This is a genomic window from Streptomyces sp. TLI_171 (genome assembly GCF_003610255.1).
Lineage (GTDB): Bacteria > Actinomycetota > Actinomycetes > Streptomycetales > Streptomycetaceae > Kitasatospora.
Genome location: NZ_RAPS01000001.1, coordinates 1,876,696 through 1,902,328, shown reverse-complemented (window position 1 = coordinate 1,902,328; position 25,633 = coordinate 1,876,696). Strand labels below are relative to the sequence as shown.

Annotated in this window: 22 protein-coding genes; 10 read left to right on the top strand and 12 right to left on the bottom strand. The window is 73.5% G+C overall.

Going from position 1 to position 25,633, the window contains the following annotated elements; genetic code table 11:
* Nucleotides 1-40: 40 nt before the first annotated feature.
* Nucleotides 41-394, bottom strand: coding sequence for a VOC family protein (locus tag BX266_RS08690; protein ID WP_099898321.1), 354 nt, complete (start codon nucleotides 392-394; stop codon nucleotides 41-43).
* Between the two features lie 351 nt (nucleotides 395-745).
* Here BX266_RS08690 and BX266_RS08685 point away from each other — a divergent pair, with 351 nt between their 5' ends.
* On the top strand, nucleotides 746-2,356 hold the full coding sequence (locus BX266_RS08685) for an ABC-F family ATP-binding cassette domain-containing protein (RefSeq protein ID WP_099898320.1): 1,611 nt from the start codon (nucleotides 746-748) through the stop codon (nucleotides 2,354-2,356).
* A 37-nt stretch (nucleotides 2,357-2,393) separates the two neighbouring features.
* Here the strand turns inward: BX266_RS08685 and BX266_RS08680 are convergent, their stop codons facing one another.
* Entirely contained in the window at nucleotides 2,394-4,388 is a 1,995-nt protein-coding gene (locus tag BX266_RS08680; protein WP_099898319.1) for a carbohydrate binding domain-containing protein, read from the bottom strand.
* 180 nt (nucleotides 4,389-4,568) lie between these two features.
* Between BX266_RS08680 and BX266_RS08675 the strand changes: the two genes are divergently transcribed.
* Nucleotides 4,569-5,654, top strand: a complete 1,086-nt coding sequence (locus tag BX266_RS08675) for a substrate-binding domain-containing protein (RefSeq protein ID WP_099898318.1) — start codon at nucleotides 4,569-4,571, stop codon at nucleotides 5,652-5,654.
* A gap of 61 nt (nucleotides 5,655-5,715) precedes the next feature.
* Here BX266_RS08675 and BX266_RS08670 read toward each other — a convergent pair whose 3' ends face one another.
* The gene (locus BX266_RS08670) at nucleotides 5,716-6,627 is read right to left on the bottom strand and encodes an SDR family oxidoreductase (RefSeq protein WP_099898317.1); all 912 of its coding nucleotides are present in this window, start codon (nucleotides 6,625-6,627) and stop codon (nucleotides 5,716-5,718) included.
* Between the two features lie 98 nt (nucleotides 6,628-6,725).
* On the opposite strand from BX266_RS08670, the gene BX266_RS08665 reads away from it, so the two are divergent.
* Nucleotides 6,726-7,400 carry a TetR/AcrR family transcriptional regulator gene (locus BX266_RS08665; protein ID WP_099898316.1) on the top strand — a complete coding sequence of 225 codons (675 nt, stop codon included), beginning with the start codon at nucleotides 6,726-6,728 and terminating at the stop codon, nucleotides 7,398-7,400.
* Between the two features lie 332 nt (nucleotides 7,401-7,732).
* Here BX266_RS08665 and BX266_RS08660 read toward each other — a convergent pair whose 3' ends face one another.
* Together BX266_RS08660 and BX266_RS08655 are read right to left on the bottom strand one after the other, a co-directional pair.
* Complete coding sequence (locus tag BX266_RS08660; protein WP_099898315.1) at nucleotides 7,733-8,515, bottom strand: sugar phosphate isomerase/epimerase; 783 nt, start codon at nucleotides 8,513-8,515, stop codon at nucleotides 7,733-7,735.
* Between the two features lie 126 nt (nucleotides 8,516-8,641).
* A complete protein-coding gene (locus tag BX266_RS08655; RefSeq protein WP_099898314.1) occupies nucleotides 8,642-10,555 on the bottom strand; it encodes a DUF2264 domain-containing protein in 1,914 nt (637 codons plus the stop codon).
* A gap of 309 nt (nucleotides 10,556-10,864) precedes the next feature.
* Between BX266_RS08655 and BX266_RS08650 the strand changes: the two genes are divergently transcribed.
* From BX266_RS08650 to aroA, 5 genes are all read left to right on the top strand, one after another.
* A complete protein-coding gene (locus tag BX266_RS08650; RefSeq protein ID WP_099898313.1) occupies nucleotides 10,865-12,220 on the top strand; it encodes a sugar ABC transporter substrate-binding protein in 1,356 nt (451 codons plus the stop codon).
* The gene (locus BX266_RS08645; RefSeq protein ID WP_099898312.1) at nucleotides 12,220-13,188 is read left to right on the top strand and encodes a carbohydrate ABC transporter permease; all 969 of its coding nucleotides are present in this window, start codon (nucleotides 12,220-12,222) and stop codon (nucleotides 13,186-13,188) included. Before BX266_RS08650 ends, BX266_RS08645 begins: the two co-directional genes overlap by 1 nt.
* Nucleotides 13,185-14,087 (top strand): carbohydrate ABC transporter permease, encoded by a 903-nt coding sequence (locus BX266_RS08640; RefSeq protein WP_099898311.1) that lies wholly within the window; start codon nucleotides 13,185-13,187, stop codon nucleotides 14,085-14,087. Before BX266_RS08645 ends, BX266_RS08640 begins: the two co-directional genes overlap by 4 nt.
* 43 nt (nucleotides 14,088-14,130) lie before the next feature.
* Complete coding sequence (locus BX266_RS08635; RefSeq protein ID WP_099898310.1) at nucleotides 14,131-15,186, top strand: hydroxyacid dehydrogenase; 1,056 nt, start codon at nucleotides 14,131-14,133, stop codon at nucleotides 15,184-15,186.
* Between the two features lie 106 nt (nucleotides 15,187-15,292).
* Nucleotides 15,293-16,522: a 3-phosphoshikimate 1-carboxyvinyltransferase gene (gene aroA, locus BX266_RS08630; protein WP_099898309.1), complete on the top strand. Its 1,230-nt coding sequence runs from the start codon at nucleotides 15,293-15,295 to the stop codon at nucleotides 16,520-16,522.
* 7 nt (nucleotides 16,523-16,529) lie between these two features.
* On the opposite strand, the gene BX266_RS08625 is transcribed toward aroA, so the two are convergent.
* Genes BX266_RS08625 through BX266_RS08615 form a run of 3 tightly spaced genes read right to left on the bottom strand, consistent with a single transcriptional unit; the run spans nucleotide 16,530 to nucleotide 19,691 of the window.
* On the bottom strand, nucleotides 16,530-17,384 hold the full coding sequence (locus BX266_RS08625; protein ID WP_099898308.1) for a carbohydrate ABC transporter permease: 855 nt from the start codon (nucleotides 17,382-17,384) through the stop codon (nucleotides 16,530-16,532).
* Nucleotides 17,384-18,358 (bottom strand): carbohydrate ABC transporter permease, encoded by a 975-nt coding sequence (locus BX266_RS08620; RefSeq protein WP_099898307.1) that lies wholly within the window; start codon nucleotides 18,356-18,358, stop codon nucleotides 17,384-17,386. The genes BX266_RS08625 and BX266_RS08620 overlap by 1 nt, the downstream gene beginning before the upstream one ends.
* Nucleotides 18,359-18,392: 34 nt before the next feature.
* A complete protein-coding gene (locus BX266_RS08615) occupies nucleotides 18,393-19,691 on the bottom strand; it encodes an extracellular solute-binding protein (RefSeq protein WP_180290794.1) in 1,299 nt (432 codons plus the stop codon).
* Nucleotides 19,692-19,893: 202 nt separating this feature from the next.
* Here BX266_RS08615 and BX266_RS08610 point away from each other — a divergent pair, with 202 nt between their 5' ends.
* Nucleotides 19,894-20,709 (top strand): IclR family transcriptional regulator, encoded by an 816-nt coding sequence (locus BX266_RS08610; protein ID WP_099898305.1) that lies wholly within the window; start codon nucleotides 19,894-19,896, stop codon nucleotides 20,707-20,709.
* Between the two features lie 33 nt (nucleotides 20,710-20,742).
* Here the strand turns inward: BX266_RS08610 and BX266_RS08605 are convergent, their stop codons facing one another.
* From BX266_RS08605 to BX266_RS08595, 3 genes are all read right to left on the bottom strand, one after another.
* Entirely contained in the window at nucleotides 20,743-21,396 is a 654-nt protein-coding gene (locus BX266_RS08605; RefSeq protein ID WP_099898304.1) for a Pr6Pr family membrane protein, read from the bottom strand.
* Nucleotides 21,397-21,518: 122 nt separating this feature from the next.
* Nucleotides 21,519-21,782 (bottom strand): DUF1876 domain-containing protein, encoded by a 264-nt coding sequence (locus BX266_RS08600; protein WP_099907587.1) that lies wholly within the window; start codon nucleotides 21,780-21,782, stop codon nucleotides 21,519-21,521.
* 79 nt (nucleotides 21,783-21,861) lie between these two features.
* Nucleotides 21,862-23,400, bottom strand: a complete 1,539-nt coding sequence (locus BX266_RS08595) for an NAD(P)/FAD-dependent oxidoreductase (RefSeq protein ID WP_099907585.1) — start codon at nucleotides 23,398-23,400, stop codon at nucleotides 21,862-21,864.
* Between the two features lie 90 nt (nucleotides 23,401-23,490).
* Here BX266_RS08595 and BX266_RS08590 point away from each other — a divergent pair, with 90 nt between their 5' ends.
* Nucleotides 23,491-24,705, top strand: coding sequence for a CdaR family transcriptional regulator (locus tag BX266_RS08590; RefSeq protein WP_099907583.1), 1,215 nt, complete (start codon nucleotides 23,491-23,493; stop codon nucleotides 24,703-24,705).
* Between the two features lie 24 nt (nucleotides 24,706-24,729).
* Here the strand turns inward: BX266_RS08590 and BX266_RS08585 are convergent, their stop codons facing one another.
* Nucleotides 24,730-25,422: a GNAT family N-acetyltransferase gene (locus tag BX266_RS08585; RefSeq protein ID WP_099907580.1), complete on the bottom strand. Its 693-nt coding sequence runs from the start codon at nucleotides 25,420-25,422 to the stop codon at nucleotides 24,730-24,732.
* Nucleotides 25,423-25,633: the final 211 nt, after the last annotated feature.

Genomic DNA, 25,633 nt, shown 5'->3' with positions numbered 1-25,633 from the left:
CCGCCGGGGCCTCCTCCGGCCGGGCCGGGACCGGCCCCGGTCAGGCGGGCTGCCAGAGCTCGATCCGGTTGCCCTCCGGGTCGGTGACCCAGCCGAACCGGCCGACGCCCGGCATGTCCTGGACCTGCTCGGCCACCGCGGCGCCGGCGGCGCGGAGCTGGGCCAGCATCGCGTCGAGGTCGCGGACTCTGAAGTTGAGCATGGTCTGCTGGGCGGCGGACCCGAAGTAGTCGGTGCCGGACTCGAAGGCCGCGAACACCGTCGGGCCGGCGGCGGGCTGCCACTGGCCGTGGGCGTCGGTCTCCAGGCCCAGGCAGTCGCGGTACCAGGCGCTCAGCGCGGCGGGATCGGCGGCGCGCAGGAAGTACCCGCCGATGCCGAGGACTCGTTCCATGGCGCCATGGTGGCAGCCCGCGCCGACAACGGGCCGCGGACGGGCCGGAGCGGGTCGGGACTTAATTCCGTTGCACGGCCCGGCGGGCGTTCCGTACGCTCGGAGGCGTCACATTCCCGCACGTCTGGAGAAGGCCGTTGCTCGTCTGAGGTCATGAGACACCGCGCCACGCCACACCCGTGTCCATCCCGGGTGTTCGAGCGTGTTGGGCGCGAGTGCGACCTCGGCAGGGCGGCGACTGACAGCTCCCGTGCGGGATTTCCTGTTCCCGCGGCGGTGTCCGCGCACCCGTGTCCCCGGTGTCTCCCGTGTTGCTCCCCCTTTCCACGGCAACCACCCAGGAGGCCCTCCATGGCGCAACCGACCACCTCCATCCTCTGCACCGACCTCGGCTTCGAGTGGCCGGACGGCCGCTCCGTGCTGAGCGGCTTCCACCTCGCGGTCGGCCCCGGCCGCACCGGGCTGGTCGGCCTCAACGGCGCGGGCAAGTCCACGCTGCTGCGGCTGATCGCGGGTGAGCTCACCCCGGCCTCCGGCACTGTCCGGGTGGCCGGCGAACTCGGCTACCTGCCGCAGGACCTGACGGTCGCCGCCGACCGCCGGGTGGACGAGACCCTCGGCATCCGGGCCAAGCGCGAGGCCCTGCACGCCATCGAGTCCGGAGACGTGGCCGAGCGCCACTTCACCGCCATCGGCGACGACTGGGACGTCGAGGAGCGCGCCCGCGCCACCCTCGACCGCCTCGGCCTGACCGAACTCGAACTCGACCGCACCACCGGCGAACTCTCCGGCGGCCAGGCCGTGCTGCTGCACCTCGCCGCCCTGCTGCTGCGCCGACCGGACGTCCTGCTCCTCGACGAGCCCACCAACAACCTGGACACCCAGGCCAGGGCCCGGCTCTACGACGCGGTCTCCGGCTTCCCCGGAGTGCTGCTGCTGGTCAGCCACGACCGGGAGCTGCTGGAGCGGGTCGACCAGATCGCCGACCTGCGGGACGGCGAAGTCACCTGGTACGGCGGCAACTTCAGCGCCTACCAGGAGACGCTGGCCGGCGAGCAGGAGACCGCCGAACGCCTGGTCCGCAACGCCGAGGCCGATGTGAAGCGGCAGAAGCGGGATCTGGTCGAGGCCACCCAGCGACTGGCCAAGTCCGCCTCCTACGGCAAGGCCCGCGCGGTGCGGCGCAACGACCCCAAGGCGCTGGCCGACAAGATGCAGGCCAAGGGCGAGGAGACCGCCGGCCGCCTGCGCGGCATGCACACCGAGCGCCTCAACGAGGCGAAGGACCGCCTGGCCGCCGCCGAGGAGGCGGTGCGGGACGACGCGGAGATCCGGGTCGACCTGCCCCGCACCGCCGTCCCCGCCGGGCGCACGGTGCTGACGCTGGACCGGGTCCGGCTGGCCTACGGCGGCGAGGTCGACCTGGAGCTGCGCGGCCCCGAGCGGGTCGCGCTGATCGGCCGCAACGGCTCCGGCAAGACCACGCTGCTGCGCACCGTCGCGGGCGAACTCCCGCCCGCCGCGGGCGAGGTCGTCACCCCGGTGCCGCTGCGGTACCTGCCGCAGCGCCTCGACGTGCTGGACGACGCGGAGACCGTCTTCCGGAACGTCAAGGCGCACGCGCCCGCCGCCACCGACAACGAGATCCGGGCCCGGCTGGCCCGCTTCCTGTTCCGGGGCGCCCGGGCCGACCAGCCCGCCGGCACGCTCTCCGGCGGCGAGCGCTTCCGCGCCACGCTGGCCGCCCTGCTGCTGGCCGACCCGCCGCCGCAGCTGCTGCTGCTCGACGAGCCGACCAACAACCTGGACCTGGCCAGCGTCCGCCAGCTGACCCAGGCCCTGGCGGGCTACCGGGGCACGCTGATCGTCGCCAGCCACGACCAGCCGTTCCTGCGCGAGATCGGCATCACCCGCTGGCTGGAGTGGGACGGGGGTGAGCTGCACCCGGTGGACCCGCGCTGAGCCCGCCCCCGCCCCCGGCCGCGGAGGTGACGGCGCCTCAGACCTTGGTCACCGTCACGTCGTCGCACCAGCCGTAGCCGCCGCCGCTGCGCGCGTAGCAGTAGACGCGCGCGGTGGTGGCGGTGGGCCCGGTGGTGAACACCGTCGAGCCCTGGCTGTAGGAGGTGGCGGTGAAGGCCGCCCGGGTGGTCGAGCCCGCGCTGTCGTACTGCTTGACGCCCAGCGACAGTTCGGTGCCCGCCGCCGAGACCTTGCCCCAGCCGGCGAGCCGGTAGCTGGTGTTCGGCTGCAGGGTGACGACCTGCTCGGCGGCCGCCTGGGCGGGGCCGACCCGCACCGCGTACGCCCCGCCGTGGGCGTTCGCGGCGTCCAGCTGCACCCCGCCGTAGTACGTCCACGGGGTGAGCGCGCCGCTCTCGAACCCGCCGTTGCGGACGGGGTCGGGGGCGGAGCAGGCCGCGTCGTCAAAGGCGGCGGCCTGCTGGAAGCCGATGTCCGGGCGGCAGACCTGCGGCGCGGGCGCGCCGAAGAAGTCCTGGCCGCCGTTGGCCGGCACGGTCGCGCCCGCACCCCGTGCCGGGGAGGCCGCGCCGAGCCGGTAGTCGGCCGGGGCCGTGCCGCCCGGGTTGACCAGCTGCGGGTCCGCCGTCAGCTTGCGGGGGTCGGCGGGCTCGTTGGCCGGGTGGGTGCCGTAGAAGGCGTTGGAGTCCCAGCTGAAGTCGCCCGGCTTGTACGTGCTGGAGCCGAATCCGGTGTAGCCGCCGCTGCCCAGGTTGTGGAACAGGTTGCCGCTCATCGCGGTGGTCGAGGTGCCCGAGCCCTGCTGGACGATCGCGGTGGTCGACCCGGCCGGCAGGTACACGGTGTTGTTGTACATCCGGGCGTTCTTCTCGCCGACGGCGAACAGCCAGCGGCTCTGGTCGGCCCGGCTCAGGTTGTAGCGCACCACCGTCCCGGTCGAGGAGGAACCCGCCCCGCAGGCGCCGCAGAACAGCATGAAGCCGCCCTGGTTGTCGTGGCTGTCGTTGTACTGGAACAGCGCGCCGGTGTTGCCGTAGTCGGAGTCGAAGGCCATGCCGTCGTTGTTGTCCGACAGCCGGCGCACGTGGTGCACCTCGTTGTACTGGACCGTCGTGAAGTCCGAATTGATGGTCCAGATCCCGGCGTTCGAGCCCATCGGGCGCATCGCCAGGTCGAAGGCGGTGTTGTGCTCCACCAGCGCGTGGTCGGCGGCCCGCACCACGATGCCGTCGCCGCCGGTGTCCTGGACCGTGTTGCCGCGGAACACCAGCCGGGTGCTGGCCCGCCAGTTGCTGGTGGTCCCGCAGCCGTCGCCGGTGCCGTAGGCCGGGCGGCACATCCAGGTCGAACGGTTCGTCAGGCCCTCCCGGTCGACGTGCGCGATCAGCGAGTCCTGCACCGTCACGTCGTCGAAGTTGGTCGGGGTGGTGGTGCCGGAGACCCGGAACTGGATGCCGTTCGACCACTTGGTGGCGTCGCCGTTGACGTCGTGCACGTACACGTCGTCGACCAGGTAGTGGGTGCCGACGCCGTCCGGCAGGTCGGCGATCTCCACCAGCAGGCCGTTGCGCTCCCGCTTGGTGGCGGCCGTGTCGGTGTAGGTGATCTCCAGGTCGCGGATCTCCCACTGCTCGACGTTGTAGAGGTGGACGGCCGCGTTCTGACTGCTCGCCGGATCGCCGGCCACCACCGGGCGGGCGGTGCCGGTACCGTAGCCCGCCAGGGTGATCGGCGCGCCCGCCGTTCCGGAGCCCTGCGGCTGCAGGGTGCCGGTGCAGGTCGTGCCGCGCCTGAGGAGCAACTGGTCGCCGGGCTGGAAGAGGTGCGCGTTGGCGGAGGCGAGACTGTTCCACGGTGCGGCCTGGCTGCCGGTGCCGCCGGCCGCGGCCGAGCAGTCCAGGTACCAGGCGGCGCCGCCGGCCGCGGTGGCGGCGGGTACAGCGGGGGAGAGGAGAGCGGCGGCCAGTGCGAGGACGGGCACGGCACGCCGGAGGGGGATGGGCAGGAGCATCTTGGGGACTCCCGAGAATGGAGGGTGGGATGGGCGCCCGCCCCGCACCGTAGGTTGACCATGTGATCGAGTCAATACATTCAGACCTTTCGATCGAATGGCGATCGAATGATACAAATTGATCGGACAGTGTCTCCGCGGCCCGAACCGGTCCGCGGCCCGAACCAGAAGGGGGACGCCATGACCGTCTCGGCAGCGGAACGCCGGACGCGGATCCTGCAGGTCGTGCGCGACCTCGGCACCGTCAAAGTGGTCGACCTGGCCACCCGCCTCGGCATCCCCGCGGTCACCGTCCGCCGAGACGTCGCCGCCCTCGCCGACGCCGGCGAACTCGCCCGCTCGCACGGCTCCGTCTCGCTCCCCGACAGCGGCCCGCAGACCCGCCCCGGCGCGCCCGACCGGGTCATCGGCATGCTCGTCCCCACCGTCGGCTCCTACTTCGACGAGGTGATCGCCGGCGCCCGCACCGCCGCCGCCACCGCCGGCGCCCGCCTCGTCCTCGGCATCGCCGCCTACGAGGCCCGCGACGACCGCGCCCAGGTCGAACGCCTCCTCGAATCCGGCGTCGACGGCCTGCTGCTCACCCCCAACTGGCAGCCCGGCGACACCCCCCACCGCCCCGGCGACCACCACTGGCTCGCCGAACTCCCCGTCCCCGCCGTCCTGGTGGAACGCAAGGCCGACCCCGGCAGCGCCGCCGCCGAACTCGACGCCGTCGGCTCCGACCACCGCCACGGCGTCCTGCTCGCGCTGCGCCACCTCGCCGCGCTCGGCCACCGGGCCGTGCTGCTCGCCGCCCGCGCCGACACCTGGACGGCGCACCAGGTCCGCACCGGCTACGCCGAGGCCGCCCCCCTGCTCGGCCTCGCCACCCGCCCCGTCATCGACATGCAACGGCCCGGCGCCCCGCTGACCCTCCCCGACCCCGAATGGGTCGCCCAGCAGATCGCCGAAGCCACCGCCGACGGCGTCCGCGCCGTCCTGGTCCACAACGACCAGGACGCCATCCAACTCCCGCCCCTGCTCCGCACCCGGGGCCTGCGGGTCCCCGAGGACGTCGCCCTGATCTCCTACGACGACGTCTTCGCCGCCCTCGCCGCGCCCCCGCTCACCGCGGTCTCCCCGCCGAAGCAGGCCGTCGGCGAGGCCGCCCTGGAGCTCCTGCTGCGCCGCCTCGACGGACCGCCCGGCCTGCCGGCCTCGCACCTGGAACTGCTGCCGACGCTGAAGGTGCGGACGTCCTGCGGGGGCGACGGGACGGCGTGAGGGGTCGCCTGCGGCGGGCTCGGGGGGCCCGATGGGGCTTGGGGGTACCGACTGACGTTGGTCAGCGGGTGGGGAGCCGGGTTTCGGTGAGGTGTTCGGCGGCGGTCCAGAGGCGGGCGGCGGTGGCGGCGTCGCGGCCGGGGCGGGGGAGGCGGACGGGTTTGGTGGGGCCGACCAGGGACCAGCGGGGGCCGTAGTAGCCGCCGGGCGCCGCGGCGGGGTCGGCGGCGGCGAAGAGCAGCGGCTCGGCACCCTGTTCGACGCCCTGCGAGGGGACGATCCGGAAGGCCAGCGACTCGACCGGGCCGGGGCGGCCGCCGTTCAGGCTCGGGCCGGCGGTCTGCAGGTTGGTACGGGTGTAGCCGGGGTGCGCGCCGACCGACAGCAGGGGCCAGCCGCGTTCGGCGGCGAGCCGGGCCAGCTGAGCGGTCATCAGCATGTCCGCCAGCTTGGACCGGGCGTAGGTGCGCATCGGGCGGTAGCCGCGGGTGGACTGCAGGTCGTCGAAGTCGATCCGGGCCCGGTTCGCGGTGCCGCTGCTCATGGTGGCGACCCGGGGCGCGCTCGCGGCGAGCAGCAGCGGCAGCAGCCGGACGGTCAGCGCGAACGGTCCGAGGTAGTTGCTGGCCAGGTGGAGTTCGAAGCCGTCGACGGTCTCGGTGCGCTGCGGCACCATCATCACGCCGGCGTTGTTCACCAGGACGTCCAGCGGCCGTCCGTCGGCGATCAGGCCGTCGGCGAACGCGCGCACCGAGGACTGGTCGGCCAGGTCGAGTCGGCGGACCTCGAGCCGGGCGGTCGGGTGCGCGGCGAGGATCTCCGCCTTCGCCTGCTCGCCCTTGGCGGTGGTGCGCACCGCGAGGACTACCTCCGCCCCGGCGGCGGCGAGCCGCTTGGCGGTCTCCTTGCCCGTGCCGCTGTTCGCGCCGGTCACCACGGCGAGCTTTCCGTGCTGGTCAGGAACCTGGTACATGGCGAAACCCCATTACGTACTGCCGGTATCTTGTCTTGCCCCACGCTAACGGACCGCTGGTCTCTTAGCAACGTACCGCCGGTCTGTAAGGTGGGGGCGTGACCTTCCAGCGAGCGCGGACCGACGAGCAGCGCAGCCAGCGGCGGCGGCAGATCCTGGACGCCGCGGCCACGATGCTGACCGAGATGCCCGCGGCCCAGCTCAGCCTCACCGCGCTGAGCCGCCGGGTCTGCCTGGCCAAGGCCAACGTGCTGCGCTACTTCGACTCTCGCGAGGCGGTGCTGCTGGAGCTGCTGGAGCGCCAGTTCGCGGACTGGGCCGCCGAGTTGGCGCGCGAGCCGGTGCCCGTCGCCGGCGGGTTCCGGCAGCGCGCGGACCGGCTGGCCGAACTGCTGGCCGACTCGATGGCCCGCCGCCCGGTGCTGTGCGACCTGCTGGCCGAGCAGGCCGCGGTGCTGGAGCACAACATCTCCGCCGAGACGGCGATCCGGCACAAGCGCGCCGCCCGCGCCTCGCTCCACGACCTGGTCGAACTGACCGCCCGTCACCTGCCGGAACTCGGCGAGGACGACGCCGCCGCGCTGGTGGAGACCGTCCTGCTGACCGCCGTCGCCGCCTGGCCGTTCAGCCGCCCCCCGCAGGCGGTGCTGGCCGCCTTCGCCGCCGACCCCGAACTGTCCGCCCTGCGCGTCGACTTCACCGCCGCGGTGCGCCGCGCCGGCGAACTGACCGCGGCCGGCCTGCTCGCCCGCCGGGCGGCCGACGGCAGCTGAGCGGACGCGCCCGACCGGCCCTCCAGGCCCGCGCTGCCTGCTTGAACGCCCGCATGAGGGTGGCCGGGGACGCCCGGATCGCCGTCCAGCCCGCCCCGCGGCTCGCCTCCGCCCGCCACCGCCGGGCCGTCGAGCGCCTGCACGCACGGACCGGGACCGCCGCGTCCGCACACTGCTCGGCCTCGCCAGGGTGGACCCGCTGTCCGGCGCCGGGATCGAGTGCCGGAACGGCGCACCGAGGACGGCCGGGGTGCGGCCGAGCGCGAACAGGGCAGAGGTCGACGCCGTGAACGACGACGTCGGTCCCGGCACGTGGTGGGCGGCGGTGCGGGTCAGTGCGGCCGAAGGGTGCTCAGACGGGCGAGCGCGGACGGGAGTTGGGGTGCCAGCGGAGCGGCGGCGGGATGCCAGGGGGCTTCGTACTCCCAGGAGACCCAGTTGTCCGGGGCGAGCGGCGCCAGGCAGTCGGCGAGCGGGAGCACCCCCGCCCCGAGGTCGAGCGGGGTGAGGTCGGCGGCGGAGGCGACGTCCTTGACCTGGACGTAGCCGAGGCGCGGCGCCAGGTGGCGGTGGGAGTCGGCCGGGGACTCCTCGGCGAGCCAGGTGTGCAGGACGTCCCAGAGGGCGCCGACGGCCGGGTGCGGGACGGCGTCGAGGAGTTCGGCGAGGGCGGCGCCGGAGCGGTGCGAGTCGTGCGTCTCGATCAGGACGGTGACGCCGAGGGAGTCCGCGGCGTCGACGAGCCGGTGCAGGCGCGCGGCGGCGCGGGCGCCCGCCTCCGGGGGCGGGGTGTCGCCGGCCCTGGGGAACACCCGGACGTACGGGGCGCCCAGGTCGGCGGCGAGGTGCAGGTGCGCGAGCAGGTCGTCGGTGACGGGGCGGTCCGGTCCGGGCTCGGCGATGCCCACGTAGGAGGCGACGGCGAGCGGGGCGATGCCGGCGGCCGTGAACAGGCGGGCGGCGGCGCGGCGTTCGGCGGCGCTCAGGGCGGTGTGGACGGGCTCGGACGGCGCGGCCCGCAGCTCCAGCCCCTCCCAGCCGCTCTCGGCGGCGAGGCCGAGGACCGCGGGGAGCGGGAGGCCGGGCAGGCCCAGGGTGGAGAAGGCGTACGGCACGGGGTGGTCCTTTCCGTGCCCGCCCGCCCGCGCGTCGCTCGACGGCGGGACGGCGGGACGGCGGGACGGCGAATGCGCGGGACGGGGACGGGCGGGTCGGCAGGGGGCGGGCGGCGGAGGCGCGGGTCAGGGCGCCGCGGTCAGGGTGGCGCGGGTGGTGGTGCCGTCGGGCCAGGTCAGCGCGAGGCGCCAGCCGGTGGCGTCCGGGGTGGCGGTGAAGGTCAGGGCGTCCAGCGGCGGGAGCCCGTCGGGGGCGGCGGTGAGGCGGGCGGCCGCGGCGAACAGCGGCGAGGCGAGGGCGCCCTCCAGGACGGGTGCGGCCGCGTCCGGACCGAACGCGGTGCCCTCGGGGGCGGCGACCGTTCCGGCGGCGCTCCAGCCGTGCAGGCCGAGGAGTTCGGTGCTCAGCCGGTCGTCGCCGTCGACCCGGGCGTGCAGGCCGTCGACGGCCGCGGTCCGGACGCCGGCGACCGCCCATCCGCCCTCCCGGACGGCGGTGCCGGGCGCCGCCCCGGTGACCAGGTGGACGCGGACCTCGTCGGGACCGTGCGCGAGGGTCAGCGAGGTGACGGTGACACCGGGCAGCGGGGCGCCGTCGTGGTGCGGGCGGTGGGCGGAGGAGGCCCGGCCGACGGGCCCGAGGGTGTCGGCGCCGAGCGGGGTGATGGGGCCGCGTTCGGTGCGGGCGCCGTCGACGAGGAGGGCGAAGTGGTTGTCGCCGGCGGCGGCGGAGGGGCCGGTGCGGGTGGAGTGCGCGAGCCGGGAGTACAGCGGGTCGTCGGGAAGCGGGGCCCCGGCGGGCTGGTCGTCGCTGCCGTGGTTGTGCAGGCGGACCAGGCCGTCGGCGACGGTGGACTGAATCAGCCAGCCGGGGGCGGGCAGGGCGGTGACGGCGTCCGCGGTCTCGGCGGGGCCGGGGGCCTCGGTGGCGGTCCAGACCGGGTGGTCGGGCGGAAGGAGCAGGCCCAGGAAGCCCTTTGACGCCCAGTAGGGCGAGGCGGGGCCGGAGTAGGGCTGGACGATCGGCGGGTAGGGGCCGTGCCAGCCGAGGGTGAGCAGGCCGCGGTCGTCGAGCGCGCCGCGGTCGAGGAAGTGGCGCAGCGCGCCGGAGGCGAGCCGGCGGGTGGCGCCGGGCTCCAGCGGGGTGGCGCCGAGCAGCGCGCCGGCCCACAGCGGCGCGGCGGCGGCGAACCGGTAGCTGAGCGAGCGGCCCTGGTGGACGGGTGCGCCGGTGCCGTCGAACAGCCGGGCGTAGCCGGTGAGATGGGCGTGCAGGCGGGCGCCGTGGCGGGCGGTGAGGGCGGGGTCGGCGGCGAGGTGGGCGTGCAGGGCGGGGTAGAGGTGCAGGGCCCAGCCGTTGTAGTGGTCGATGGCGCGGGGGCGGCCGTCGGTGTACCAGCCGTCGCCGAGGTACCAGCCGTCGAGGCGGTCGAGGCCGCGGTCGAGGGCCGCCCGCGCGGCGTCGGTGTCGATGCCGACCTCGGCGAGGAAGCCGCCGACGGTGAGCGGGAACAGCCACCAGTTGTTGTCGACGGGTTGCCGGTGCAGGGCCTGGGCGAGCCAGGCGCCGGCGCGTTCCTGGACGGCCGGGTCCAGGCGGTCCCAGAGCCACGGCCGGGTGAGGCGCAGGCCGAGGGCGACGGAGGCGGCCTCCACCATGGCCTGGCCGCGGTCGGTGACGGCGCCCCAGGAGCCGAGGTCGCCGTCGGCGAGTTCGCGTTCGGCGGTGGGGTGGCGGGTGCCCGTGGCGAGGCCCTCGGCGTAGCGCTCCAACAGGCCGTTGGGGTCCGCGCCGCCGGCGCCGGCCACCCGGATCGCGGCCAGCAGGAAGGTGCGGGCGTAGCCCTCCAGCCCGTCCGAGCGGCGGCCGGACCAGCTGGGTCGTGCGCCGGGCAGGTTGATCAGCGCGTGGCCGGGCCCGGCGTACGGGCGGACGGCGGCGAGCAGGTGGTCGGCGGCGGCCTCCCAGTGCGCCCTGGTCCAGCCGGTGTACGGGCTGAGCTCGCGGTCTTCGGGCGGCAGCGGGAGGGGGTGGGGCATGGCGGCCTCGGTTCCTGTGGGCGCGTGGGCTACTCGGCCGACCCTAGGAAGTGGTGATCGCGGCGTCAAGGATCATCGATCGAATGATCGCCTTGATCTGATTGTGACCTGCCCGAAAATGGCTGAAACTCAAGGTTAATGGCGGTTGTGGCGATCAGGTCGACTGATCAAGTCGGATCATTTGATCCCCATGCCTTGACGACTGATCGGCGGCCGTCCCAAGATAGCGGTCAACCCGGCCCGACCAGCTCAAATCGGGCGATCGGGTACCTACCCGGCGTTTCAAGGACCCCCCACAGGAGCCGTGCCATGCCCTCTCCCGCTCTCCACCGCCGCAGAGCCCTCCGCCTCGCCGCGGCCGCGACCGCCACCGTCCTGGGCGTCACCCTGCTCGCCGCCTGCGGCAGCGACGGCGACACGGCGGGTTCGGCCGCCGACGCGGGCAGCGACGGCAAGCCGGTCTCGATCACCTTCTGGGGCTGGGCCAAGGGCACCAAGGACGTGGTGCAGGCCTTCAACGCCTCGCACCCGAACGTCCAGGTCACCTTCGAGGAGATCCCGTCCGGCAACGCCGGCGGCTACGCCAAGATCTCCAACGCGGTGAAGGCCGGCAACGCCCCCGACGTGTTCAACGTCGAGTACCCGCAGCTGCCGGACTTCGTCAGCCAGGGCGCCGTGCAGGACATCAGCAAGCTGGTCCCCGCCGACCTGAAGGCCAAGTACCTGCCGCAGTCGATGGAGCTGACCACGCTCGGCGGTGCGACCTGGGCGCTGCCGCTGGACGCCGCTCCGCAGGCGCTCTACTACCGCAAGGACCTGTTCGAGAAGGCGGGCGTGGCCGTCCCGAAGACCTGGGACGAGTTCAAGGCCGCCGCGCAGAAGCTGAAGGCCGCCGACGCCAACACCCGGATCGCCACCTTCTTCCCCGACGACCCGAGCACCTTCGAGGCGATGGCCTGGCAGGCCGGCGCCCAGTGGTTCGGCACCAGCGGCGACAGCTGGAAGGTGAACCTGGCGAGCGCGGAGACCAAGAAGGTCGCCGACTACTGGCAGGGCATGATCGCCGACGACCTGGTGCGCGTGCAGCCCTCGTTCAGCCAGCAGTGGACCGCCTCGCTGCAGAAGGGCGAGACCGCGGCGTACCTCGGCGCGTCCTGGGGCGGCGGCGTGCTGAAGTCCAACCTCGGCACCGACCCCGCCGCGAACGGCAAGTGGGCGGTCGCGCCGATCCCGAGCTGGGACGGCCAGCCCGCCTCCGGCATGCTCGGCGGCACCACCTTCGCGGTGTCCAAGGACAGCAAGAAGGCCAAGGCCGCCGTCGAGTTCGCCACCTGGGCGACCACCACCCCCGAGGGCATCCAGGCCCGGATCGCCTCCGGCACCTCCTCCGCCTACCCGGCCGACCCGGAGCTGGTGCCGGTCGCCAAGGCCGCGTTCAAGACCGAGTTCTACGGCGGCCAGGACGTGTACGCGATCTACCAGGACGCCGCGAAGTCGATCAAGCCGAACTGGTCCTGGGGCCCGGCGATGGGCGCCACCAACAGCTCGATGAAGGACGCCTTCGGCAAGCTCGGCCAGGGCAGCACGGTGCCGTCCGCTGTCGACACCGCGCAGCAGGCCACCCTCGCCGAGCTGAAGAACCGCGGTCTGAAGGTGGCCGGCTGATGTCCGGCGCCACCCCCGTCCCGGGCGGCGGCACCCCCGCCGCCCGGGGCACCCGGAAGCGCCGGGCGCCGTTCGGCGCCCCGGCCGTCCTGCTCGCCCCGTTCCTGCTGCTGTTCACCGCCTGCACGTTGATCCCGATCGGCTACGCGGTCTACCTCAGCCTGTACACCGAGCACCGCTCCGGCCTCGGCTTCGGCGGCGGCACCACCCAGGTGTTCACCGGCCTCGGCAACTACACCCGGGCGCTCGGCGACGCCGCCTTCCGCGACGGCTTCTGGAACACCGCCCAGTACTGCCTGCTGTACATCCCGCTGATGCTCGGCCTGTCGCTGACCGTCGCGCTGCTGCTGGACTCCGCGCTGGCCCGCGCCAAGCGGTTCTTCCAGCTCGCGCTGTTCCTGCCGCACGCCGTCCCCGGCATCATCGCCGCCCTGGTGTGGACGTACCTGTACACCCCCGGCATCAGCCCCGTCATCGACGCGCTGAGCTCGGCCGGCACCCAGGTCGACGTGCTCGGCCACCCGCTGCCCGCGATCGTCAACATCGCCCTGTGGGAGTGGACCGGCTACAACATGGTGATCTTCTACGCCGCGCTGCAGGCCATCCCGCGCGAGGTGCTGGAGGCCGCCGTGGTCGACGGCGCCGGCCCGCTGCGCACCGCACTGAGCGTCAAGGTCCCGCTGATCCGGGCCTCCGTGGTGATGGTCGGCCTGTTCACCGTGATCGGCTCGCTCCAGCTGTTCACCGAACCGATGATCCTGCACGACGTCGCCCCCGGCGTGGTCTCCACCTGGACCCCCAACATGTACGCCTACTCCGCCGCGTTCGAACGGGGCGACTACGGCCTGGCCGCCGCCTCCTCGGTGCTGCTCGCCCTGGCCGCCGCCGCGCTCTCCTTCGTGGTCACCCGGCTCACCCGCGGCCGTGACGAGAAGCGCGCCCAGCAGCGGACGGAGGCCGCCCGATGAGCAGCACCCTGACCCCCGTCCGACCCGCCGCGCCGGCCGCGGCCGAGCCCCGGCGGCCGCGCCGCCCCTGGACCCTGTCGAAGACCGCGGTCAACGGCGCGCTGGTCCTCGCCACCCTCTACACCCTGCTGCCGCTCGGCTGGCTGATCAGCGCCTCCGCCAAGAACACGGCCGACCTGATCGGCGGCCGCGCCCTCGGCGCCGGCAACTTCCACCTCGGCCAGAACCTGCACGAGCTGGCCACGGCGGGCGACGGCATCTACTTCCGCTGGTACCTCAACTCCCTGCTGTACGCCGGGATCGGGGCCGTGCTGTGCGCGCTGGTCTGCGTCTGCGCCGGCTACGCCTTCCACGTCTACGCCTTCCCCGGCAAGGAGAAGCTGTTCGGGGTGGTGCTGCTCGGCGTGCTGGTCCCGACCACCGCGCTCGCGCTGCCGATGTACCTGCTCGCCTCGCAGCTGCACATCGTCAACACCTACTGGGCGGTGCTGCTGCCCTCCCTGGTCAACCCGTTCGGGGTGTACCTGGCCCGGGTGTTCTGCGCCGGCTACGTGCCCGGCGAGGTCCTGGAGGCCGCCCGGATGGACGGCGCGAGCGAACTGCGGATCTTCTGGTCGATCGGCCTGAAGATGGTCATGCCCGGCTTCGTCACCGTCTTCCTGTTCCAGTTCACCGCCATCTGGAACAACTTCTTCCTGCCGCTGGTGATGCTCTCCGACAACCGGCTCTTCCCGGTCAGCCTCGGCCTGTACTCCTGGAACGCCCAGACCCACGCCTTCCCCGAGTACTACCCGCTGGTGGTCACCGGCTCGCTGCTCGCCGTCCTCCCGCTGGTGCTCGCCTTCGTGCTGCTGCAGCGCCACTGGAAGGCCGGGCTCACCGCCGGCAGCGTCAAGTAACCCCGCCACTCTTCCTCCACTGCGCCCGATGGGGAGCCCCGCCATGCCCAATCCCGCGACCGCCGAGGCGCCGCCCGCCCCGGCCGCCACCCGGACCCGTCCGCGCGCCCTGCTCGCCATGCACGGCGACCTCGCCGCCCGGCTGATCTCCCCCGAGGTGATGGCCCGCCTGGTCGAACTCGCCGACCTCGACCCGGAACTGGTCGTCGACGACTTCACCTCCCCGGCGGGCGCCGCGGCCCTCGCCGAGGCCGAGATCATCGTCAGCAGCTGGGGCTGCCCGCCGCTCACCGCCGAGGTGCTGGCCGCCGCGCCGCGCCTGAAGGCCGTGCTGCACGCCGCCGGCTCGGTCAAGCACCACGTCACCGACGCCTGCTGGGACCGCGGCCTGGGCATCACCTCCGCCGCCTGGGCGAACGCCCTGCCGGTCGCCGAATTCACCGTCGCCGCCGTGCTGTTCGCCAACAAGCAGGTGCTGCGCCTGGCCGCCGACTACCGAGGCCGGCGCGCCCCGCACGACTGGCAGGCCGCGTACGCCGCGGTCGGCAACTACCGGCGCACCGTCGGCCTGGTCGGCGCCTCCCGGATCGGCCGGCGGGTGCTGGAGCTGCTGGCGCCCTACGACTTCGACCTGCTGCTGCACGACCCCTATGTGACGGCCGATCAGGCTACGGCGCTGGGTGCCGAGTTGGTCGAGCTGGACGAACTCTGCGCGCGCTCGGACGTGCTGAGCGTGCACGCACCCGAACTCCCGGAGACCAGGCACCTGCTGGACGCCCGCCGGATCGCGCTGATGCCGGACGGGGCGACGCTGATCAACACCTCGCGCGGCTCGCTGATCGACCAGGACGCGCTGACCGCCGAGCTGGTGGCCGGCCGCATCGACGCCGTCCTGGACGTCACCGTGCCCGAGACGCTGCCGGTCGACTCCCCGCTCTACGACCTGCCGAACGTGCTGCTCACCCCGCACGTGGCGGGCTCGCTGGGCGGCGAGCTGCACCGGATGGCCGCCGCGGCGGCGGACGAACTCGCCCGCTACGTCCAGGGCCTGCCGTTCGCCCACCCGGTCACCCGCGAGGAGATCGCCCGCACCGCCTAGCGCGGGCCCCGGCGGGTGTCCACACCGTAAGACGAGTCGTCCCGCAGGACCGTCCCCCGGGCAGGATCGGGGGCGGTCCTGTCGCCGTCCCCGTTGGAGCGTCCCCGTGGCTGTCGTCGAGATTCCCGGTTCGAAGTCGGTCACCGCGCGGGCGCTGTTCCTCGCGGCGGCGGCCGACGGGGTGACCACGCTGGCGCGGCCGCTGGTCTCGGACGACACCGAGGGGTTCGCGGAGGGGCTGCTCGGGCTCGGCTACCAGGTGGTGCGGGAGCCGGGGGAGTGGCGGATCACCGGGCGTCCGCAGGGGCCGGGCACGGACGGGGCGGAGGTGTTCTGCCGCGACGGCGCGACCACCGCGCGGTTCCTGCCGACGCTGGCCGCCGCCGGGCACGGGACGTTCCACTTCGACGCGTCCGCGCAGATGCGCCGCCGGCCGCTCGGCCCGCTGACCACCGCGCTGCGCGAGCTGGGCGTCGACCTGGAGCACCACGGGCAGGACGGCCACCACCCGCTGAGCATCCGGGCGAACGGGGTGGCGGGCGGCGAGGTGACGCTGGACGCGGGGCTGTCCTCGCAGTACCTGACGGCGCTGCTGCTGCTCGGCCCGCTCACCCGCACCGGCCTGCGGATCGACGTCACCGACCTGGTGTCCGCCCCGTACGTCGAGATCACCCTGGCGATGATGCGCAGCTTCGGCGTCGAGGTGCAGCGCGAGGGCAACGTGTTCAGCGTGCCGCCGGGGGGCTACACGGCGGCGCGGTACCCGATCGAGCCGGACGCGTCGACGGCCTCCTACTTCTTCGCGGCGGCCGCCCTGACGGGCCGTGAGGTGACCGTCCCGGGGCTGGGGCGCGACGCGCTGCAGGGGGACCTGCGGTTCGTCGAGGTGCTGGCGCGGCTCGGGGCGAAGGTCGAGGTCGGGGCGGACGCCACCACCGTGACCGGCGGGGCGCTGACCGGCGGGACGGTCAACATGCGGGACATCTCCGACACCATGCCGACGCTGGCGGCGATCGCGCCGTTCGCCTCGGGGCCGGTGCGGATCGAGGACGTGTACAACACCCGCGTCAAGGAGTGCGACCGGCTGGACGCCTGCGCGGAGAACCTGCGTCGCCTGGGCGTCCGGGTGGAGACCGGGCGGGACTGGATCGAGATCCACCCCGGGGCGCCGAAGGCGGCGGAGATCGCCACCCACGGCGACCACCGGATCGTGATGTCCTTCGCCGTCACGGGCCTGCGCACGCCGGGCGTCACCTTCGACGACCCCGGCTGCGTGCGCAAGACCTTCCCCGGCTTCCACGAGGCGTTCGCCGCCTGGGCAGCCCGGCAGGACTGACGGGGGATCAGTCCTTCACCGCGCCGCCCAGCCCGGACACCATGTGACGCTGGACCAGGACGAAGAAGATCAGCACCGGGACGGTCATCAGCGTGGAGGCGGCCATGATGCCGCCCCAGTCGTTCTCGTCCGGCTTGAAGAACACCATCAGCGCGGCCGGCAGCGTCTGGTGGTCGGTGTCCAGGATCAGCGTCTTGGCGAAGACGAAGTCGTTCCAGGCCGTGATGAAGGAGAACACGCTGGTCGCCGCCAGGCCGGGGGCGACCAGCGGGAACAGGATCCGCCACAGGACGGTGAACCGGCTCGCGCCGTCGATCCGGGCGGCCTCCTCCAGCGACTCCGGGACGGCGGCGACGAACCCGCGCAGCATCCACACCGCGAACGGCAGCGAGAACGCCAGGTTGACCAGCATCAGCGCGCCCAGCGAGGACAGGCCGAAGCCGGGCGCGACCGTGCCGATGTCGCGGACCAGGAAGAACAGCGGGATGGTCAGCGCCTCGACCGGCACCATCTGGGCGACCAGGAACATGATCAGGATCGTGGTCCGGAACCTGAACCTGAACCGGGAGAGCGCGACCGCCGCCAGGAAGGCGATCGCGGCCGACAGCACCACCACGACCACCGCCACCAGCAGGCTGTTGACGAAGTACCGGCCGAACCCGGAGACCCCCAGGGCGCCCCGGAAGTTCTCCAGCGTCGGCGCGAAGGTCCACGGCCGCGGGTGCGCCGCGGTGATCTCGCCCTTCGGCTTCAGCGCCGAGAGCACCATCCAGTACAGCGGGAACACGGTCAGCAGGGCGATCACCACGGTCACGGTGTTCGCGCCCTGCCGCAGCACCCGGCGGTCGCGCTTGCCGATCATCACAGTTCCTCCCCGGAGCGGCGCAGGGTACGGACGTACACGGCGGTGACGGCCAGCAGGATCAGCGTCATCAGGACGCCGATCGCCGCGCCGAGGCTGTAGTTCTCGGCGACGAAGGCCTTCTGGTAGGCGTACACGTTCAGCACCAGGTTCTGGCCGGCGATGCCGCCGCCCCCGGTCATCACGTAGATCTGGGTGAAGACCTTGAAGTCCCAGATGATCGACTGGATCACCACGATCACCAGCAGCGGGCGCAGCATCGGCAGCATGATCCGGCGGAAGACCGTGGCGGTGCCGGCGCCGTCCAGGCGGGCGGCCTCCAGGACGGAGTCGGGGATGGCCTGGATGCCCGCGTACAGGGTGATCATGACGAACGGGAAGCTGTGCCAGACCACGACCACGGCGACCATCGCGAACGCCGACCACTTGTCGTACATCCAGTTGTGGCCCTGGGTGCCGAGGAGTTCGTTGACCAGGCCGGTGTTGGTGTCCAGCAGGAACATCCACACCGTGGAGCCGGTCATCGCGGGCGCCGCCCAGGCGCCGAGCGCGCCGAACATCAGCAGCAGGCGCGGCCACTTGCCGGCCCGGGTGAGCAGCACCGCGCAGACCGCGCCCACCACCAGGGTGGCGACCACGCAGAACGCGGCGAACGCCAGGGTCTGGCCGAGCACCGACCAGAACTGCCCGTCGCCGAGGACGTCGGTGTAGTTCGACAGGCCGACGAACTCGGTCGGCACGCCGCCGGAGGCCTGCGGCTGGCCGAACTTGAGCACCGACAGCAGGCCCAACTGGTACAGCGGGTAGCCGAACAGCGGGATCAGCACCAGTGCGGCGGGCAGCAGCAGCCACAGCGGGACGGGGATCCGGGCGAGCGGCCCGGAGCGGCGGCGGCCCTTCGCGGGGGCGCCGCCCGCCGGGCGGACCGGGGTGTCCCCGTGGTCCGCCCGGGCGGTGACGGTCGTGGCAGGCATCGACGACTTCCAGTTGATTCTCAGGGGTTGACGGCTACTTGCCGCTGAAGGCGGTGTTCATCGCGGCCGCCGCCTCCTTGCTGGCGGCGGCGACGTCGGCCTTTCCGGTGATCACCTTCTGCAGCATGGTCGGCACCACGGCCTGGGCGTCGATCTTGGCCCAGGCGGCGTCCTTCGGGACGAACTTGGTGCCGGCCTCGATGGTGTCGGTGAACGGCTTCAGCCACGGCTGCTTCTGCACCACCTCGGCCCGCGCCGAGGACAGCGTCGGCAGGTTGCCCATCGCGTCGAACAGCGCCAACTGGTTCTTCTTGGACGCCAGTTCCTTGATGAAGTCGACAGCCAGGCTGCGGTGCTGGGTGGACTTCATGACGCCCAGGTCGTTGCCGCCGGAGAACGCCGGGGCGATCCGGCCCGCGCTCGCGCCCGGCAGCGGCACGATCGCGTACTTGCCCTTGGCGGCGCCCGCCTCCACCGCGCTGCGCGAGGAGTTCGGCAGGATCGCCATGCCGGCCTTGCCCGCCGCGAACGCCTCCACGGTCTTGCCGCCGGTCAGGTCGGCGCACTGCTGCGCCGGGCAGATCGCGTCCGTGAACAGGTCGGTGTACGCCTTCACGCCGGCCTGCGACTGCGCCGAGTCGATCGAGGCGGTGTACGCCGCGCCGTTCTGCGCGGCCAGGTCGCCGCCGTTGGCCCACACGAACGGCAGCGCGCCGAAGGTGTACTTGCCGCCGACCGCGATGCCCAGCAGGTCGCCGTGCGCCGAACGGACCTTCTCCGCGGCGGACTTGAGCTCCGCGTAGCTGGTCGGGGCGGACAGGCCGAGCTCGCCGAACACGTCGGTGCGGTAGTACAGCGCGCGCACGCCCAGCCACCAGGGCAGGCCGTAGGTCTTGCCGTCCACCACCGCGGTGTCCTTCAGGTCCTGCGGCAGGTCGTTGCCCTCCGCCCAGCTCGCCAGGTCGGAGGTGATGTCGGCGAGGCCGCCCGAGGCGGTGTAGCCGAACAGGTCGGTGTTGCCGAACTCCACCACGTCCGGGGCCGAGGACGGGTCGTTGAACGCGCCCTTCATCTTCTCGGCGCGCGGGCCCGCGTCGGTCGGGATGTACGAGACCTGCACGTCCACGCCCGGGTGCTTGCCCTTGAAGTCGGCGACGGCCTGCGCCACCACCTGCTCCTTCGGGGCCCGGTTCGCCTCGTCGTACAGCCACACCTTCACGGTGCCGGTCTGCTTGTCCTCGGAGGACGCCGTCTTCGCGGTGCCCGGCGCGCACGCCGTGGCCACGGTGCCGGCCAGCACGGCAAGGGCGACACCACGGGCCAGCTTCTTCATGCTCAACTCATCTCCTCGCCACGGGCGGGACGCACCTGCGCATCCCGGGCATACCGGGACATGCAGTGGGGGATCGGTGTGAGCGGGACGTTAGAAACCCGGCGGGCACGGCGACAAGAGCAGATGGTAAAAGTTGTGCAATGCAAAACGATGTGCTGCGGAACTGGCACCGGCGCCGAACCGCCCCGTACCGTCACACCCCATGACCAGCACCGCCGCCGACAACCGGACCGCCGACCCCCGGCCCAGTGATCGCAACCAGTCCGCGTCGCTGCGCCGCGCACTCGCGGTGCTCGAACACGTCCGCGACCACGCGACGGCCGGCACCGACCTCAGCCTGACCGCGCTCGCCGACGGCCTGGAGATGTCCAAGTCCACCGTGCTGCGGCTGGCCGCCCCGCTGGTCGACGCCCAACTCCTGGCCCGCGACCGGGACACCGGCCACTACCGGCTGGGCCCCGGCGCCCTGCAGCTCGGCCAGGCCTACCTGGCCACCCTCGACCTGCGCACCGCCGCCTCCGAGGAGGCCCACCAGCTGATGCGCGAGGTCGGCGGCACCGTCCACCTGTGCGTCCCCGACGCCCCGTACGTGGTCTACGTCGACAAGGTGGAGAACGAGACCGCCGTCCGGATGGCCTCCCGGATCGGCAGCCGCGCCCCGATGTACTGCACCGCCGTCGGCAAGGCCATGCTCGCCTGGATGCCCGAGGAGGTGTTCGCCGCCGTGGTCGCCAACGGCCTCCCCGCCATCACCGGCCGCACCCTGACCTCGGCCGCCGCCCTGGGCGCCGAACTCACCCGCATCCGCACCCGCGGCTACGCCGTCGACGACCGGGAGAACGAACCCGAGGTCCGCTGCATCGCCGCCCCCGTCTTCGACCACAACAACACCGTGATCGGCGCGATCTCCACCTCCGCCCTCACCTCGCGGATCACCGCCGCCCGGGTCCGCGAACTCGGTCCCGTGGTGGCCGCCACGGCCGCCCGGGTCTCCCGCACGATGGGCTCCACCCGCTGACGGCCGCCGCTCCGGGAGACCCCGCCGCCGACCTCAGGCCTGCGCCCCGGCCCCGGCAGGGGTGCGGCGGAGCTTGGTGCCGAGGCGGTCCAGGCCGATGACCAGGGCCCCGAGGACGACGAACTCGACGGTGAGCTGGAGCATCTGGAGGCCGACCCAGCCGTAGCCGTGCTCGGTCGGGTCGAGGAAGAAGTACGGGTAGCGGACCGGGAAGTCCGGGAAGAGCACGGCGCGGCCCTCGGTGAGGAAGGCGTAGCCGAGCGGGAAGGACAGCCAGAGCGGCAGGTCGCGCCAGCGGGAGGCGTTGCGGGGGGAGAGCAGCAGCCAGTCGGCGAGCACCATCAGCGGAGTGGTGTAGTGCAGGAAGAAGCTGGACCAGTGCTGCAGGCGGTCCGGGCCGGAGACCAGGCCGGGCAGCGGGTTCTCGCCGTGGTTGAGCAGCACGTGCGCGACGATGCCGGTGATGGTGATGTACAGGACGGCGGCGCCGCGCAGCCGGGGCGCGGGCGCGTCGACGGTGTCGCGCTTGAGCATCCAGTACGCGGCGGCCAGGAAGTAGCCCAGCACGATCACGTTGCTCTGGATGGTGAAGTACACCAGTGAGCTGTTGCTGAGGAAGATCCCCAGGAACGCGGACAGGACGATGGCGCAGCGCCACCACAGGGCGGGGCGGGTCCGGACGGTCATGCGGTCACCGGTGTTCGTTTCGGCGGTGCCCCCCGTGGGCACGACAGATCGCCGCACTCTACCCGCCGGTTCGGCGGTCGGAAAAGATCACCGGACCGTTGCGGCGGCGCCCCGCGCCGAGGTCAGAACGACAGGTGCGCGGGGATGTGGGTGTGGCCCTCGATGCCGGTCGCGGCGCGGCCGATCAGTTGCTGGGCGAGGTCGTTGCAGGCGCGGGCCGCGGCCAGTTCCTCACCGATGGCGGTGTCGGAGTCGTCGGTGGGGTTGCGGCGCGCGGTGCCGGTGCCCCGGGCCCCTGGGGCGCTGAAGCCGCTGAGGGCGGCGGTGCAGGTGGTGCGGGCCTCGTCCTCTTCGAAGGTCAGGTCGACGACCCAGTGGTTCTGCATGGCGTTCACCTTCCCGGTGCGCACCGGCGTGGGTGGCCGGTGCGCCTAAGCCCCAGAATCCGCCCGCCCGGGGCGCAGGTCAACGGGCGGCGGCCGGTACGGGGCCGGGGGAGAAGTGCAGTTCGGGGTCGGCGACGCTGTCGGCGGCCAGCAGCCGGGTGTCGTCCCGGTAGCTGGTGGAGGTCAGCCACGGCCCGCGGTCGCCCTGCCGGGGCAGCCCGTCGACGGCGCGCCGGATGTACCCGGCGGCGAAGTCCAGGAACGGCCGGGTGGGCATCGCCGGGTCGGCGACCTCGGGCCGGCAGATCCGCTGCCCGTGCCGGTCCATGTGGGCGAGCAGCCGGCAGAAGTGCTCGCAGAGCAGCCCGACCTTCAGCGTCCAGGAGGAGTTGGTGTAGCCGATCGCGTACGCGAAGTTGGGCACGCCGGAGAGCATCATGCCCTTGTAGGCGACGGTGTCGGCGAGGTCCACGGGCGTGCCGTCCACGCTCATCGGGATCCCGCCGAACGCCTGCACGTTCAGGCCGGTCGCGGTGACCACCAGGTCGGCGGCCAGCTCGCGGCCGGACTCCAGCTGCACGCCCCGCTCGGTGAAGGTGCGGATCCGGTCGGTGACCACGGAGGCCCGGCCGCCCTTGATCGCCTTGAACAGGTCGCCGTCGGGGACGGCGCACAGCCGCTGGTCCCACGGGTCGTACGGCGGGCTGAAGTGCTCGTCGACCGGGTAGCCCCTGGGCAGCTGACGGGTGTTCACCCAGCGGATGATCCGCCGGGCGGCCTTCGGGTGGCGCCGGCAGAACGACCAGACCGCGTACTGCTGGGCGATGTTCTTGCGCCGGGCCAGCGCGTAGCCGCGCTCGTCGCCGAGCAGGCGGCGCAGCAGATTGGCGACGGCGTCGCGGCGCGGCACCGGCATGATGTACGTGGGCGTGCGCTGGAGCATGGTCACGTGCGCGGCCCGGTCGGCCATCGCGGGCACCAGGGTGACGGCGGTCGCGCCGCTGCCGATGACCAGGACGCGCTTACCGCCGTGGTCGAGGTCGGCCGGCCAGTGCTGCGGGTGGACGACGGTGCCGCCGAACCGCTCCAGCCCTTCGAACTCCGGGGTGTAGCCCTGGTCGTAGCGGTAGTAGCCGGTCGCACTGAACAGCCAGTCGCAGCTGAGGGTGAGCCGCTGCCCGGTGTCGGCGCGCTCCACCTCGACCGTCCAGCGGGCCTCCGCGGTCGACCAGGACGCGCCCAGCACCCGGTGCCGGTAGCGGATCCGCCGCTCCAGGTCGTTCTCCCGGACGGTCTCGCGCAGGTAGGACAGGATCTGCGGGGCGTCCGCGATCGACTCCCGCTGCCGCCACGGCTTGAACGCGTAGCCGAAGGTGTGCAGGTCGGAGTCGGAGCGGATGCCCGGGTAGCGGAACAGGTCCCAGGTGCCGCCGCAGTCCGCCCGCGCCTCCAGGATCGCGAAGTCCTTCCCCGGCAGCTCGGCCGTCAGGTAGCGGCCCGCGCCGATGCCGGAGATCCCGGCGCCGATGATCAGGACGTCCAGGTGCTCGACGTCGGTGGCGTGCGGTGCGGCGGACACGGGCGGCTCCCTCGGCGGTGGCGGACGGTACACCCTCATGATCGGCAGCCGGGGCGCCCGCTGCCCAGGGGCGAACCGCACAACGCTGGGGGTTCCGGAGGTGCAGGAAGCACCACTACGGTGGCGGGCATGCCGCCGACCCCGCCCTCGCCCCGGGTCCGCCGCCTGATCCGGCAAGGGGCCGAGACCGCCCTCAACCCGCGCCCCGAATGGCTGGCCGAACTCGACGCCGCCACCCTGGCCGGCGAGACCCGCCGCCCGATCGCCGACGACCCGGTGCTCTCCGCCGGCCTGCGCCGCGTCAACCGGGCCAACCTGCTGCGCTGGGCCGCCGCCAACGTCGCCGACCCCGGCGCGCCCGTCCCCGCCGCCCCCGACGGCGAGGAACAGCGGCTGATCGCCCGCGACATCGTCCGCCGCGGCCTGGACGAGAGCGCCCTCGACTCCTACCGGGCCGGGGAGAGCGTCGCCGTCCGGCTGTGGACCCGGATCGCCTGCTCGCTCACCACCGACCCCGAGGAACTGCGCGAACTGCTGGAGGTGTCGCTGCGCTCCGTCTCCGAGTTCGTGGACGCCTCGGTGGCCGCGATGTCCGCCCTGCTGCGGGCCGAACGCGCCGCACTCACCGGCTCCAGCCATGCCGAACGGCTGCACGCCGTCGCGCTGCTGCTGGACGGCGCGCCGATCGCCCAGCGGGTGGCCGAGGCCCGGCTCGGCCACCCGCTGGGCGGCGAGCACACCGCGGCCGTGCTGTGGACCGACGACCCCGACGCCGACCTCGGCCAACTCGACCGCGCCGCCGACCTGCTGGCCGCCGCCGCGGGCCGCCCCCGGACCCTGGTGGTGATGGCCAGCGCCGCCACCCGCTGGGTGTGGACCGCCGCCCGCCCCGACCCGGACCTGCTCCGGGCCGGCCTCGACCGGCTGCCCGCCGCCCGGATCGCCCTCGGCTCCACCGCCTCCGGCGTCAACGGCTTCCGCCGCAGCCACCTGGACGCCCTCACCGCCCAGCGGATGCTGGCCCGGCTCGGCTCCGTCCAGCGCCTCGCCTCGCACGACGAGGTCGAACTGGTCGCCCTGCTCACCCAGGACCTGGAACAGGCCGACCGCTTCGTCAGCCGCACCCTCGGCGCGCTCGACGGCGCCCCCGCCGAGGCGGTCCGCGCCTACCTCGCCGAACAGTGCAACGCCGCCCGGGCCGCGGCCCGGCTGTTCACCCACCGCAACACCCTGCTGCGCCGCCTCGCCCGCGCCGACGAACTGCTGCCCCGCCCGCTGGCCGAACGCCCCTGGGAGGTGGCGGCCGCCCTGGAGATCCGGCACTGGCGCGGACAGCAGCCCTGACGGGCCGTCCGGCCGCCGCTCCGGTCAGGGGGTGCGGAAGCCCCGGAAGACGACCTCGCGGCGGATCTCGAAGCCCAGCCGCCGGTACAGCTCCAGTGCCGGGTTGCCCTCCGCGACGTGCAGGAACGGGCGGTCGCCGCGGGCGGCGATCCGCGCCGCCAACTCGCCGACCAGGTGCGCGGCGTGCCCGCGGCCGCGCGCCTCCGGGGCGGTGCAGACGGCGGAGACCTCGGTGAACCCCGGCGGGCGCAGCCGCTCCCCGGCCATCGCGACCAGCACGCCGCCCTCCCGCACCCCCAGGTAGGTGCCGAGCTCGCGGGTACGCGGCCGGAACGGGCCCGGCCGGGTGCGCTCGACCAGGTCGAGCATCTCCGGCACGTCCGCCGCACCCAGCTCGACCACCACGGCCCCCGGGCGCACGGGCGGCCGCTCCCCGCCGGCGTGCACCAACTGGTAGCCGCCGACCGCGAATTCGGGCGCCCAGTCGGCGGGCGGCTGCGCCGGGTTGCTGAACAGGTCGACGAACGCCCCGTCGCCCAGCAGCTCCACCAGCTCCGCCCACACCTCCGGGTCCGGATCGACCGGCACCGTGCAGAACGTCGCCACCTCGGGGTCGTACCGCGCCACCCGCCCGTGCCGCCGCGCCAACCGGGCATGCGCCCCGCCCAACGACGCGCCCACCGGATCGTCGAGCACCGCGACATCCCGGCCGACCATGATCACTCCCCTCCGCACGACTCCTCCCCCCATGATCGCCCACCACCCCACCCACCCCCACCCGCGCCACGCCCCACCCCGGCCCGCCCGGGTGGGCGCCGCCTGCGCGGGGGCCGCCCGAGGCGGTCTCCGGGACTCCGTCGGCCGGGCTCTTGTTACTGGCGGGTCACGTCCCTATCATCGCCACTGTGACAGCTCCACTGTCAAACCT